This window comes from Thermopolyspora sp. NPDC052614 (assembly GCF_040678635.1).
Classification (GTDB): domain Bacteria; phylum Actinomycetota; class Actinomycetes; order Streptosporangiales; family Streptosporangiaceae; genus Thermopolyspora.
In genome coordinates this window covers 25,861-39,235 of sequence record NZ_JBFATZ010000003.1, presented here as the reverse complement: position 1 = coordinate 39,235, position 13,375 = coordinate 25,861, and the positions used below count along the sequence as shown (strand labels likewise).

Below are 13,375 nucleotides of genomic sequence, written 5' to 3'. Positions count from 1 at the left end.
GGGGGCGGCTGCTGTTCCTGACCCCGGGTACGGCGGGTCTTCCCCGAAGCGGATCGCCGAACGGTGGCATGTTCACGCGTTCCCGCGTCGTGGTCGTGCCCGCCGTTCGGCCCGGATTCGGTGCCGGGCGCCCCTTCCCGAAGGCGTGCGGCCGGGTCAGTCCTGGCGGACCTCGTCCATGACCATGGTGGCGACGCGCTCGACGGTGGCCCGCCCCGCCCTCCGTCCCGGGTTGCGGTCGCTCAGCACTGTGATGAGGGTGTCGCGGCTGGGCGAGATGATGCGGCCCGCGCTGTTCACCGTCCATCCGCCGCGGTCGCGGCGGACGCGGTGCCAGCCGTTCTTCACGGCCACACGGTCGCGAGGGGCCGCGGCGGCGGCGATGCCCCGGGCCCGGGCGGGGTGCGGCGAGGAGAGCAGGGCGGCGGCGAAGGCCCGGTTGCGGTCGTTGACCGGGCCCTTCGGAGAGGTGAGCACGTCCAGCACCCGCAACTGGTCGTCGGCGACGCTGCGGGTGTCCTTCCAACGGCGCCCCGCGCTCGGCCGGGTGTGCGTGATCCCGAGCCGGCGCAGGGCGCGGGCGAGACCGGAGCGCCCGCCGACGGCGGTGTAGAGCCGCCGGGCGGCGCGGTCGTCGCCCATTCTGATCATCCAGGTGGCGAGCCGCCGTTCGAGCGGGGTCAGGCGGCGCGCGTGCTCCTGCGCCCGCAGCAGCAGCACCAGCAGGATGTCGACCTCGGCCACATCCGCCAGCCGGTACGGCGTGCTCCCACCGTAGCGGTACCGCATCCCGGTGACCCGGTCGTACGCCGCCACCGACACCCGGCCCGGGCGTTTTCGCAGGTAGCGGTCGAGCCGCAGGGTGAGCCGCCGGGCCTGCTCGGCGGCCGACGGCGACAAGGCGAGGTACGCGGTGCCGCTCGCCGTACCCGGAACCGGCGTCGCGCCGGGGGTCGCGTCGCCGGGGACGACGCCCGCCCCGCCCTCGCCCGGCGAGGTCGCGCCCGGCGTGATCGCGCCCGCCTGCCCGAGTTCCGGGCCCGTGCCCCCCGGACCCGCGCTCCCCGTGCCGGCCGTCGCGCGTGGCCCTCCGTCCTCCGGAAGCAGGGCCGAGCGCCCTGGCGCGCAGCCCGCCCCGGAGAGCGCGACGATTATCGCGAGAACTCCCCCCGAAATCCTCATGACCGGATCCTGCTTGATCCCGGATGCTTTCTCCGGTATCCGGGGGTGTCGGCGTGTCAGGCCGCTTTGCGACCCGCCTTGCGCCGCTGGAAGGGCAGGAAGCGGTCGGCGAGGTGCGGCCGGGCGGGGATGTCGGTCGGCTCGACGGCGTCGATGCGGTCGAACCGGAAGGCGCGGATCGACCGGCGCAGCTTGCACCAGCCCACCAGATACCAGTGGTCGCGGTGCACCAGGCAGGTGACGGGCTCGACGTCGCGCACGCTCACCCGGCCCCCGGCGTCGAGGTAACGCAGGCGGATCACCTGCCGCGCGGTGATCGCGTTGGCGATGGCGCGGGCGCGGCGGGCCACGTCGAAGTCGAGCGGGGTCGTCAGCGTGGCGAGCGTGGCGGCGATGACATCGTCGTGGATGTCGAGGTGCTCGAAGGCGTGCCGCAGCCCGCGGCGGGCGGTGACGGACTGCGGCCCCGCGCCCAGGTGGGCGAGGGACAGGGCGAGAGCGGCGATTTCGGCGGTCGTCAGGGGCGCGGCGGTGTGCTTCGCGACGTTTGCCATACCTAAAGATTACCTGCGAAGACTGACATTTCCCGAACAGGTAATCGAACACGGGCGCGAGAGTGAGGGCGCACGGAGGCTCTCACCAGATCTGCAGAAACCGGCCGCTCCGGGACCGGATCGGGCGCCGGATGCGTGCCGCCGCTCGGGAACGAGCGCCCGAGGGCCGCTCGGGGCGCGCCGGTGCCGGATCCACTCCTGTCATCGAAAGGTACGAATTCGGCGGCCGTGCCAGGCGACGGCCATGCCCAACAACTGGGCCAACGACCGGGAACAATGGCCGGGGCGGACGGCCATGCCCAGCGACCCGGGCCAACGGCCGGAGCGGACGGCCATGCCCAACGACCGGGACCAACGGCCGGAGCGGACGGCCATGCCCAACGACCGGGGCCAACGACCCGGGCCGACGGCCATGCCCAACGACCCGAACCGACGACCGGGCCGACGGCCGGGGCGGATGGCCATGCCCAACGACCGGGGCCAACGACCGGGGCCAACGACCGGGACCAACGACCGGGACCAACGACCCGAACCGACGACCGGGCCGACGGCCGGGGCGGATGGCCATGCCCAGCGACCCGGGCCGACGACCGGGCGGATGGTCATGCCCAACGGCCGGGGTGGACGGCCATGTCCAGCGACCGGGGCCGACGACCGGGCGGATGGTCATGCCCAACGACCCGGGCCGACGACTGGGGCCGATGACGGACCCCGGTCGCAGGTCACGCGGCTTGGAGCAGGCTCAGTGCAGCTGGCCGAGCTGGGACAGGTCGCGGGAGGCTCCCGTGGAGGCCGAGGTGGTGAGGGCGGCGTACGCCTGCAGGGCGGCGCTGACCGGGCGGTGCCGGTCGCGGGGCCGGTAGCCGTGCAGCTCGGCGAGGAGCGACTCCCGCCGGGCGGCCAGCTCGCTCTCGGACACCTTCAGCTCCAGGGTGCGGGCCGGGATGTCGATCTCGATGATGTCGCCGTCGCGCACCAGCGCCATGGTGCCCCCCTCGGCCGCCTCGGGGGAGGCGTGGCCGATCGACAGGCCGCTCGTGCCGCCGGAGAACCGGCCGTCGGTGATCAGCGCGCAGACCTTGCCGAGGCCCTTGCCCTTCAGGAAGCTCGTCGGGTAGAGCATCTCCTGCATGCCGGGACCGCCCTTGGGGCCCTCGTAGCGGATCACCACGACGTCGCCGGGCTTGACCCGGTCGCCGAGGATGCCCTCGACCGCGTCCTCCTGCGACTCGAACACGACCGCCGGGCCGGAGAACCGCCAGATCGACTCGTCCACGCCCGCCGTCTTCACCACCGCGCCGTCGAGCGCCAGGTTGCCGTAGAGCACGGCCAGGCCGCCGTCGCGGGTGTAGGCGTGGTCGAGGTCGCGCACGCAGCCCGCCTCGCGGTCCAGGTCGAGCGAGTCCCACCGGTTGCTCTGCGAGGACGCCTTGGTGGTGCGGACCCCGCCAGGGGCGGCGTGCCACAGCTCAAGCGCCTCGGGCCGCACCTGCGGCGAGCGGGGGTCCCACTCGTCGACGAAGTCGCCGATCGTGGCGGAGTGGATCGTGCGGGCGCCGCGGTGCAGCAGCCCGGCCCGGTCCAGCTCGCCGAGGATCGCGGGGATGCCGCCGGCGCGGTGCACGTCCTCCACGTGGTACTTGGCCGTGGCCGGGGCGACCTTGCACAGGCACGGCACCCGCAGCGACAGCTCGTTGATCTCCTTGAGGCCGAAGTCGACGCCCGCCTCGTGCGCCGCCGCGAGCAGGTGCAGGATCGTGTTGGTGGAGCCGCCCATCGCCACGTCCAGCGCCATGGCGTTCTCGAAGGCGTCCCGGGTGGCGATGTTCAGCGGCAGCACCGACTCGTCGTCCTGCTCGTAGTAGCGCCGGGCCAGCTCCATCGCCTGCCTGCCCGCCTTGCGGTACAGCTCCTCGCGGGCGGTGTGGGTGGCGAGCGTGGTGCCGTTGCCGGGCAGCGCCAGGCCGATCGCCTCGGTGAGGCAGTTCATCGAGTTGGCGGTGAACATGCCCGAGCAGGAGCCGCAGGTGGGGCAGGCGCTCTCCTCCATCTGGGCCAGCTCGTCGTCGGAGACCGACGCGTCGGCGGAGGCGATCATCGGGTCGATCAGGTCGAGCTTGCGGCCCGCGAGGCCCTTGCCGGCCTCCATCGGCCCGCCGGAGACGAACACGGTGGGGATGTTCAGCCGCAGCGCGGCGAGCAGCATGCCCGGGGTGATCTTGTCGCAGTTGGAGACGCAGATCAGCACGTCGGCGCAGTGCGCGTTCACCATGTACTCGACCGCGTCGGCGATCAGCTCGCGGCTGGGCAGCGAGTACAGCATGCCGCCGTGGCCCATCGCGATGCCGTCGTCGACCGCGATCGTGTTGAACTCGCGGGGGATGCCGCCCGCCTCGCGCACCGCGTCGGCCACGACCGAGGCGACCTCGCGCAGGTGCACATGACCGGGCACGAACTGGGTGAAGCTGTTGGCCACCGCCACGATGGGTTTGCCGAAGTCGCCGCCCGCTACGCCGGTCGCCCGGAGCAGGGCCCGGGCTCCGGCCATGTTCCTGCCGTGAGTGACCGTACGAGACCTGAGGGCGGGCATGGCACTTCTCCCATCGAAGACTTCCGCGTCCTCAAATGGTAGGGCCATCGCCAGGGCCGTGAGACCTCAGCTCTCCCGGCTCTCCCGGCTTCCTCAGTTCTCGGGCCCACTTCTCGGGCCCACTTCTCGGGCCCACTTCTCGGGCCCAGTTCTCAGGCCAGTCCGCAGGCCTAGTTTGCTGGCCCACTTTGCAGGCTCAGTTCTCGGGATAGCGGGCGGGCAGTACGCGGGCGCCGATGTCGTAGATCTGGTCGATCTCGGCCTCGGTGAGCGAGCGCTCCCTGCGGGTGATCCACTTGCGCACGCGGCTGCCGTCGAAGACGTCCACGTCCCGCACCTTCAGGACCTTCCACGGGATCTTCGGACCGTAGATCGCCAGGGACGGCACCACGGTGATCTCGCGGCCCAGCTCCTGGCTGATCAGCTCGCCGGCCTTGCTCGCCTCCATCCGGGCCTCGTCCAGCCGGTCCTTCTTGCTGAACGGCCCGTGGAACAGCTTGCGGTGCGACTGCGTGCGGACCGGCAGGCGCTTGTCCCACTTCTCCGAGTCGACCGCGTACACACCCGTGGGCCCGATCACCAGATGGTCGATCTGGGCGTCGGTGCCGGGGATCGCGCGGGCGTGCAGCGAGCGGTACCCGTTGCGCTCCAGCTTGCGCAACTGGGCCTCGGTGTGCCGCTCGGCGACCGAGGGGCGCCGCCAGGCGGGAACGGAGGAGACGAGCTGGGCATGGTAGACCGTGTCGGCGACCGCGGCGATGATCGCCGCGGTGATCCCCAGCCGCCAGTCGATGAGCAGCACGCCCACGCCGACGCCCATCAGGGCGGCGATGATGACACGCCGTCGCAGGTGCCGGTATTTCGGCTCCTGGATGAGGCCGCGCAGGGACACCCGCGCGACCGGGGCATACGTCGATTCGGGCGGCTGTGAACGTCCGGGTGAACGCTCCGCCGAAGGGCGATCACTGACCCAAATCGGTGACGTATTGTTACCGTTGTCTGGTTCGAGGCCGGAATCCACGTCACTCACGGTAGTCGAGACCGGAACTCATGCATAGTGTTGCATAGTTCATACTTTTGTTGCCGCTTGCCGCCGCTTGCCTGTTGCGGATGCAGGGTATCTACACTTTTCCCCTCGTCTGATCCACGGTCCCTCCAGGGCAGGCCGCCGCTCTGGCCAACGCCGCGTTCTGCGCCTACTGTGCGGTAGCGTGACGGCTATCCACGATCTTACCGCCTTGCAGCAGGCGGCGGCGGTCCGCGACAGGGATGTGTCCCCGGTGGAGATCGTCGACCACTACCTGGAGCGCATCGCGCGACTGGACGCCGAGGTCGGCGCCTACGCCACCGTGACCGCCGAGCGCGCCCGCGAGCAGGCGCGGCGCGCCGAGGCGGCGATCACGTCGGGCGACCTGCCGGACGGCGTCCCCTCCCCCCTGTACGGCGTGCCGGTCCCGATCAAGGACCTCAACCTCGTCAAGGACGTGCCGACGCTGTTCGGCTCGGCCACCTACGAGGGCTTCGTCTCGCCCCTCGACGACAGCGTGGTCGAGCGCCTGCGCGACGCCGGAACGATCATGCTGGGCAAGACCAACGCGCCCGAGTTCGGCCTGCCCTGCTACACCGAGACCTACGTCGCCCCGCCCGCCCGCACCCCCTGGGACCTGACCCGCTCCGCCGGCGGCTCGAGCGGGGGAGCCGCGGCCGCCGTCGCCGCCGGGCTCGCCCCCGCCGCGCACGCCAGCGACGGCGCCGGCTCCATCCGCATCCCCGCCTCCATGTGCGGCCTGTTCGGCATCAAGCCGTCCCGCGGCCGGATCAGCACCGGCCCGATCATCCCGGACCTGGCCGGCCTCGGCACCAGCGGCCCCATCGCCCGCACCGTCGCCGACGCCGCCGCCCTGCTCGACGTCATGGCGCACAGCGTCCCCGGCGACCTGTCCTACGCGCCGCCCCCGGGGACGTCCTTCGCCGCCTGCGCCGAGCGGGAGCCGGGCCGGCTGCGCATCGGCCGTACCGCCGAGCCCGTGGTGCCCGGCGCCGAGGTCCACCCGGAGGTGACGGCGGCCTACGAGGCGGCCTCGCGGCTGCTGGAGTCGCTCGGGCACGAGGTCGTGGACGTCCCCCGGGTGTACGATTCGTCGATCCTGGCCGACTTCGAGACCCTGTACTACTCCTACGCGTGCGTGCACCCCGTCGATCCGGCGATGGAGGGCAAGCTGCGCCCGCTCACCGCCTGGCTGCGCGAGCGCGGCCTCGCCGTGTCGGCCCCCGACCTGCTGCGGGCGATGTCGTCGCTGCAACTGGCCGCGCGCGCCGGGCTCGCCGCCACCGCCGGGTACGACGCGCTGCTGACGCCGACGCTCACCGCGCCGCCGGTGCCGGTGGGCTGGTTCGAGGACGTGGACGACCCGGCCGAGACGTTTCGCCGCATGGAGCGCTTCAGCCCCTTCGCGGCGTTTTGCAACGTCAGCGGCCAGCCCGCGGTGAACCTCCCGCTGCACTGGACGCCCGAGGGCCTTCCCGTCGGCGTCATGCTCGCTGGCCGCTACGGCGAGGAGGGTCTGCTGATCTCGCTGTCGGCCCAGGTGGAGGCCGCCGTCGGCGGCTTCTGGGGGGACCGCCGCCCATCCGTGTGGTGACGCGGCGGATCACACGTCGGTGGGCACCGCGCGGGCGTCGTCCGATCTCTCGGCGGCCAGCAGCTCGGCCACGTGGGCGGCGGTGTCGGCCAGCAGCGTCGCCGGCTCGATCGGCGCGCCCGCCACCGCCGAGAACAGGCTCGGCATGCCCGGCAGGGGGAACCCGTCGTCGCGTCGCGCCTGGTGGCCGACGCCGTTCTTGTCGAGCTGCGCCCGGCTGCGCTCCCACGCGTCCAGCACCTCCTCGGGGGACGGCACGCCGAAACCGTGCCCGACGGGCGCGGCGTGGCGCAGCCGTACCAGCGGGGACTCGGCGAAGCTCAGCGCGACCCGGCAGCGCAGCGCGAGGTTCGCCCGGACGTCCGGATCGATCCAGTCCATGGCGGTGCACGGGTTCCGGCAGCGGGCCAGGCAGGTGGCGAGCGCCCCGGCGACCTGGCTGTGCTGCCGGTCGAAATACGCCTGCCAACCCGGGGCCGGCTCGACGGCCACCCGGAGCGTGCGCTCGACGGCCGACTGCTCGGCCTTGGTGTGGTCGCATTCGCGGCCCGCCAGCGTGCCGAACCGGCTGCCCGGCGCGCGCAGCCCCGCGGGCCAGCGGGTCGGGTCCCCGGCGTGGCCGAGCACGGTCTCGAACGCCAGCAGCGGCAGGTACTCGGCGGCGATGTGCACGGCCGCGGTGACCGGGCTCAGCTCGTGCCTGTCCCACCGCACCCGGATCACCTCCAGCAGCAGCCCGTACGCCGGGCGCAGCGAGTCAAGCGCGCCACGCGGCTGCTCCCTGGCCGTCTGCGGCATGTGACAGGCGCGGGCCTGCCTGCGCAGCTCGGCGGGGATGTCCCGCGCGTCGGCCCCGTTGGCGAAGTCCTCGGCGTCGAGCGTGAGCAGCCGCTGCCCGAACTCGCACACGGCCTCCACCCGCCGCGCGTCCGCGACGGCGAGCGACGCGAGCGCGCCCACATCGCCGAACGCGTACCGGCGTGCCAACTCGATGAGCAGATCCACGGCGGACCGCACGTCAACTCCCTCGCCTATCGCCGAAGCCGCCGGCCGGACCCGTCGACCGGACCCGTCAGCGCGCGCCCGGCGGCGCGAACCCGGCGGCGCGAACCCGGCGGCGGCGCGGTCGCGTGGCCCCGGGTCCGAAACCCGTCCGCGGACCTTCACCTAACCATGCGCGCGGATCCGGCGGAGAACCAGGTCACCCGAGGTCACCCGGGTCCCCAGGTTTCCCGCCGGATCCACCGGTCGCCGGCTCAGCCCGCGGCGGCGTCCTTGGCGCGGGCGCGCAGGGCGCGGCCGACGCCGTCGGCGCCCTCCAGCAGCAGGCGGCGCAGCGCGTGCGGCGGCTGCGTGTCGGCGACGTGCCGCTCGGTCGCCGCGACGGTCTCCTCGGAGATCAGCAGCGCCGGGTAGCAGCCCACCGCGAAGTTCTGCGCCATGTCGGAGGTCCACTCCTTCCAGATGCGGCCGACCTCCTCGAAGTAGCGCGGGCCGTACGGCTCAAGCAGCTCGGGGTGGTTCGGGTCGTTGAAGCCGAGGATCGTCGAGCGCAGCACGGCCCCGCTCAGCGCGCCCTGCGTGATCGACGACCAGGCCGCGGACTTGCCCTCGGCCGTGGGGATCGCGGCCCGGCACATCGCCGCCGACCGCTCGCCGGTGGCCGTCGCGTCGCGCTCCAGTTCGGCGTCGATGTCGGCCGCGCCGAGCACCCCGCCGCCGACCAGGGCGTGGGTGAGGGTCCAGCGCAGGTCGGCGTCCACGGTCAGCCCCGCCGGTACGGCCGAGCCGTCCCGGATGCCGCTCAGGAACGCCAGGTCCTCCGGACGCACCGCCACGCCGGCGAAGGCGTTGACGTAGGCGAGCTGGAAGTCCGATCCCGGCTCGGCCTGGTCGATCAGCTCGCGCAGCCGGTCCGCGAGCAGCGCGAGACCCTCGGCCCGCCACGCCGGGTCGGCGTACTGCTGCACGGCCTGCCGCGCCTGCCGCAGCACCGTCTGCAGCACGGTCAGGTCGCGCACCGAGTGGATGCCGGAGACGACCAGCCGCACGTAGTCGCGGGTGGCCATCTCGGCGTCCCGGGTCATGTCCCAGGCGGCCGACCAGCACAGCGCCCGCGGCAGCGACTCGGCGAACGCGACGATGCCGCCGCCCACCAGCGTGCGCAGCGAGCGCTCGTCGAGGCGGATCTTGGCATAGGTGAGGTCGTCGTCGTTGACCAGCACCAGGTCGGGCTGGGCCTCGCCGACCAGGTCGGGCACGTGCGTGCGGGCGCCGACGACGTCCAACTCGACCCGCTTGGTCCGCACCAGCGCGCCGTCGGTCATGCTGTACAGGCCGATCGCGATCCGGTGCGAGCGCAGCGTCGGGTAGTCGGCGGGCGCCTCCTGCAGCACGTCGAAGCTGGCGAACCGCCCCTGCTCGTCGAGCGTGAACGACGGGCGCAGCGTGTTGACCCAGGAGGTCTCCAGCCACTCCTTCGACCACGACGACAGGTCCCGGCCGGAGGTGCGCTCCAGGGCCGACAGCAGGTCCTTCAGCTCGGTGTTGCCCCAGGCGTGCTGGTTGAAGTAGTCGCGCACGCCGGCGAGGAAGTTGTCCAGCCCCACGTAGGCCACGAGCTGCTTGAGCACCGAGGCGCCCTTGGCGTACGTGATGCCGTCGAAGTTGACCTCGACCGCCTGCATGTCGGGAATGTCCGCGGCGATCGGGTGCGTGGAGGGCAACTGGTCCTGCCGGTACGCCCACGCCTTCTCCACGTTCGCGAACGTGGTCCACGCGCCCTTGCCCCACCGGGTCGCCTCGGCCTGGCACAGCACCGACATGTAGGTGGCGAACGACTCGTTCAGCCACAGGTCGTCCCACCAGCGCATGGTGACCAGGTCGCCGAACCACATGTGCGCCATCTCGTGCAGGATGGTCTCCGCCCGGCGCTCCACGATCGCGTCGGTGACCCGCGAGCGGAAGATGTAGTCCTCAAGGAAGGTCACCGCGCCCGCGTTCTCCATCGCCCCGGCGTTGAACTCGGGCACGAAGAGCTGGTCGTACTTGCCGAACGGGTACCGCAGCCCGAACACGCGGTGGTAGAAGTCGAAGCCCTGCCGGGTCACCTCGAAGATGTTCTCGGCGTCGAGGTGCTCGGCGAGCGAGGCCCGGCAGTAGATCCCGAGCGGGATGCCGTCGTGCTCGGAGCGCACCACATGGTACGGCCCCGCCACCAGGGCCGTGATGTAGGTGGACATGATCGCCGTCGGGGCGAACCGCCACCGCTTGGCCGCCTGCACGGTGCCGTGCCGCCCGGGCAGCTCCGGCAGCTCCTCCACCGACTCGGCCGCGGTGTTCGACACCACCTGCCAGTCGGCGGGCGCGAGCACGGTGAACTCGAACGTCGCCTTCAGGTCCGGCTGGTCGAAACAGGCGTACATGCGGTGCGCGTCGGCCGTCTCGAACTGGCTGTGCAGATAGACCTTCTCGTCCACCGGGTCGACAAAGCGGTGCAACCCCTCGCCGGTGCGCATGTAGGAGCAGTCGGCGTCCACGCGCAGCTCGTTGGTCGCGGCGAGCCCGGGCAGCGGGAAGCGCCCGGCCTCGGCGTCGTAGGAGCCGGGGTCCAGCTCGACGCCGTTGAGCGTCACGCCCCGCACGCGCGCCCCTGCCAGGTCGATGAACGTCTCGGCCCCGGGCTCGGCGCAGTCGAACCGGACCGTGGTGACGCTCTCGAACCGTTCCTCGCCCTCGGTGAGGTCGAGCTCGACCGCGTAGGACTGGACCGTCAGCAACCGGGCTCGTTCCCGGGCTTCGTCACGGGTCAGATTGCCTGCCACATCGGCTCCTCATCGCAGTGCCCCCACTGCCGCTTTGCAGCGGGGATGTCTGAATCCTGCCACGCCCGGGAGTGGAACGTCCCGCTGGGGAATACGCGTGTTCCGACCGTGGGTTGCGCCTCAATGTAAGCACGTGATCCCGACAAGGGAGCTGACGATGACCGATCGGATGCCGGTCGACTTCTGGTTCGACCCCGCCTGTCCTTGGGCCTGGATGACCTCACGCTGGATTCTCGAGGTGGAGAAACTGCGTCCGATCGAGCCGCGCTGGCACATCATGAGCCTGTACGTGCTCAACGAGGACAAGGACATCTCCGAGGAATACCGCAGGATGCTTACTCTTGGAACGGTCCGAGTCCTCGCCGCCGCCGCGGCCAAGTACGGCGGGGAGACCGAGGGCGGGGAGAGCGCCGTGCTCGGCCCCCTCTACACCGAGCTCGGGATCCGCTTCCACAACCAGGGCCGACGGCGTAACGGAGAGCCGCTGCGCGACCTGATCGCCGAGGCGCTGGAGGCCGTCGGGTACGACCCCCAGCTCACCGACGCCATGGAGTCCACCGAGTTCGACGAGGCGATCAGGCGCTCCCACGCCGAGGGCATCGACCTGGTGGGACAGGATGTCGGCACGCCGATCATCCGGATCGGCGGGCCCGCGAGCTCGGTGGCCTTCTTCGGGCCGGTCGTCACGCCCGCGCCCAGGGGCGAGGCCGCGGCGAAGCTGTGGGACGGCGTCATCCTGGTGACGGGCACCGACGGATTCTTCGAGCTCAAGCGCTCCCGCACCCGCGGCCCCGTCTTCGATTGACACCTCGCTTTCCTCGTTTTCCCCCACAGGTGGGGAAAACCGCATCCCGAGGAGAAAGATCGTGTACGGCGGTCCACGGCGGCCCCGGTGCGGCGTAATCTCGGGGTGACGGTGCGTTCTCGTCCGGGCGGCCGTCGCGGCGAACCGGAAAAGGGCGAACCGGAAAAAGAGGCCGTCGACCGCGCACTCCCTCCCGCCAAGGGAGTCGCGGCCCCGGCCGGTTCCGGAACACCGGCTCTCTTCGCGCGCCGACGGCCGGACGCGGTGGTTTGTCGAGGACGGCTTGACGAGGACGAGAAGGACGAGGGATGCGGCGGCTCCACATCGGCGGGTCATGGGTTCGGTCCACCGGCGGAGGCGGGATCGACGTCGTCAACCCGGCCACCGAGCAGGTCATCGACCGCGTCCCGGCCGGCACCCCGGCCGATGTGGACGACGCCGTCGCCGCGGCCCGCGCCGCCTTCCCCGCCTGGGCGGCGACCCCGCCCGCCGACCGGGGCAAGATCCTCGCGATGGCGGCCGTGCTGCTCGCCGAGCGGGCCGAGCGGGTCGCCCGGGCGATCGCCACCGACGGCGGCGTGCCGTACGGGTCGGCGCTGGAGGTGCAGACCCGGCTGCCGCTGCTGGTGCTGCGCCGGTACGCCGAGCTGGCCGAGCGCCACCCCTTCGAGATCGACGCGCCGTGGGAGCCGGACGGGCCGGGCCGCTCCCTGACGGTGCGCGAGCCCGCCGGAGTGGTGGGCGCGATCACGCCGTGGCGACACCCGCTGCACCACGCGATCTGCGCGGTCGCGCCCGCGCTCGCCGCCGGGTGCACGGTGGTGCTCAAGCCCAGCGCGGTCGCGCCGCTCGCCGCCTACGAGCTCACCGCGATACTGCGGGACTCGGGGCTGCCGCCGGGAGTGCTCAACCTGGTCAGCGGGAGCGGCCCGGTGGTGGGCCAGGCGATCGCCGCCCATCCGCGGGTGGATTTGGTCTGCTTCAGCGGATCGGCCGCGACCGGGCGGCGGGTCGCGGCGCTCGCGGCCGGTACCGGCGTCGGCGCCGGTACGGTCAAACGCGTCGTGCTCGACCTCGGTGGAAAGCCGGCGAGCGTCATCCTGCCCGACGCCGACCTGCCCGCCGCCGTGCGGGCGAGCGTCGGCAACGCCTTCGTCAACTCCGGCCGCACCCGCTCGGCCTGGACGCGCCTGCTCGTCCACCGCGACCAGTACGACCAGGCGGTACGGCTCGCCGTCGAGGCGGCCGGGGAGCATCCCGTCGGCGACCCGTTCGCCGAGGGCACCCGGCTGGGGCCGCTGGCGTCGGCGGCGCTGCGGGAACGGGTGATCCGTTACATCAACCGCGGTGAGGAGGAGGGCGCCCGGCTGGTGCGCGGCGGAACCGAGCCGCCGCTGGAGCGGGGGTACTACATCGAGCCCACCGTGTTCGCCGGGGTCGAGCCCGGCATGGCCATCGAGCGGGAGGAGATCCCCGGCCCGGTGCTGGTGATCGTCCCCTTCCGGGACGAGGACGAGGCCGTCGAGATCGTCAACGGCGCGTACCCCGGAGCGTCCGGCGCGGTCTGGGCGGGGGACGAGGCGCGGGCGACGGCGGTGGCCCGCCGGCTGCGCGCCGGTCAGGTGCACGTCAACGGCGCGCGGCCCGGCCCGGCGCCGTTCTGCGGCCACAGGCGGCCGGGGGGCGGGCGCGAGCCGGGCGTGGCGGCCCTGGAGGAGTACCTGCAGACCAAGACGCTGCACCTGTAGCCGGGCGCGTCGGCGGTGAGGGGGCCAGGT

The 13,375-nt window shown here is 72.5% G+C and carries 9 protein-coding genes; 3 read left to right on the top strand and 6 right to left on the bottom strand.

The window, feature by feature from the left end:
• Window positions 1–156: 156 nt before the first annotated feature.
• The 4 genes from AB0K60_RS06745 to AB0K60_RS06730 form a co-directional block, all read right to left on the bottom strand.
• Window positions 157–1,182: a serine hydrolase gene (locus tag AB0K60_RS06745; protein WP_364049385.1), complete on the bottom strand. Its 1,026-nt coding sequence runs from the start codon at window positions 1,180–1,182 to the stop codon at window positions 157–159.
• Window positions 1,183–1,238: 56 nt separating this feature from the next.
• Window positions 1,239–1,736, bottom strand: a complete 498-nt coding sequence (locus tag AB0K60_RS06740; protein WP_364049383.1) for a WYL domain-containing protein — start codon at window positions 1,734–1,736, stop codon at window positions 1,239–1,241.
• 742 nt (window positions 1,737–2,478) lie between these two features.
• On the bottom strand, window positions 2,479–4,326 hold the full coding sequence (gene ilvD / locus AB0K60_RS06735) for a dihydroxy-acid dehydratase (protein ID WP_364049381.1): 1,848 nt from the start codon (window positions 4,324–4,326) through the stop codon (window positions 2,479–2,481).
• A gap of 196 nt (window positions 4,327–4,522) precedes the next feature.
• Window positions 4,523–5,218, bottom strand: a complete 696-nt coding sequence (locus AB0K60_RS06730) for a nuclease-related domain-containing protein (protein ID WP_364049379.1) — start codon at window positions 5,216–5,218, stop codon at window positions 4,523–4,525.
• A gap of 319 nt (window positions 5,219–5,537) precedes the next feature.
• On the opposite strand from AB0K60_RS06730, the gene AB0K60_RS06725 reads away from it, so the two are divergent.
• Entirely contained in the window at window positions 5,538–6,968 is a 1,431-nt protein-coding gene (locus tag AB0K60_RS06725; protein ID WP_364049377.1) for an amidase, read from the top strand.
• A 9-nt stretch (window positions 6,969–6,977) separates the two neighbouring features.
• Here AB0K60_RS06725 and AB0K60_RS06720 read toward each other — a convergent pair whose 3' ends face one another.
• Entirely contained in the window at window positions 6,978–7,985 is a 1,008-nt protein-coding gene (locus tag AB0K60_RS06720; protein ID WP_364049375.1) for a hypothetical protein, read from the bottom strand.
• A 239-nt stretch (window positions 7,986–8,224) separates the two neighbouring features.
• Window positions 8,225–10,792 carry an aminopeptidase N gene (gene pepN / locus AB0K60_RS06715; protein ID WP_364049373.1) on the bottom strand — a complete coding sequence of 856 codons (2,568 nt, stop codon included), beginning with the start codon at window positions 10,790–10,792 and terminating at the stop codon, window positions 8,225–8,227.
• A 157-nt stretch (window positions 10,793–10,949) separates the two neighbouring features.
• Between pepN and AB0K60_RS06710 the strand changes: the two genes are divergently transcribed.
• Together AB0K60_RS06710 and AB0K60_RS06705 are read left to right on the top strand one after the other, a co-directional pair.
• A complete protein-coding gene (locus tag AB0K60_RS06710) occupies window positions 10,950–11,597 on the top strand; it encodes a disulfide bond formation protein DsbA (protein ID WP_364049371.1) in 648 nt (215 codons plus the stop codon).
• A 308-nt stretch (window positions 11,598–11,905) separates the two neighbouring features.
• Window positions 11,906–13,345, top strand: coding sequence for an aldehyde dehydrogenase family protein (locus tag AB0K60_RS06705; protein ID WP_364049369.1), 1,440 nt, complete (start codon window positions 11,906–11,908; stop codon window positions 13,343–13,345).
• The last annotated feature ends 30 nt before the right edge of the window (window positions 13,346–13,375 follow it).

Coding starts and splice junctions, on each gene's coding strand:
- AB0K60_RS06705 (WP_364049369.1), top strand. CDS start 11,906: ATGCGGCGGCTCCACATCGGCGGGTCATGGGTTCGGTCCACCGGCGGA.
- ilvD (WP_364049381.1), bottom strand. CDS start 4,326: ATGCCCGCCCTCAGGTCTCGTACGGTCACTCACGGCAGGAACATGGCC.
- AB0K60_RS06740 (WP_364049383.1), bottom strand. CDS start 1,736: ATGGCAAACGTCGCGAAGCACACCGCCGCGCCCCTGACGACCGCCGAA.
- AB0K60_RS06710 (WP_364049371.1), top strand. CDS start 10,950: ATGACCGATCGGATGCCGGTCGACTTCTGGTTCGACCCCGCCTGTCCT.
- AB0K60_RS06745 (WP_364049385.1), bottom strand. CDS start 1,182: ATGAGGATTTCGGGGGGAGTTCTCGCGATAATCGTCGCGCTCTCCGGG.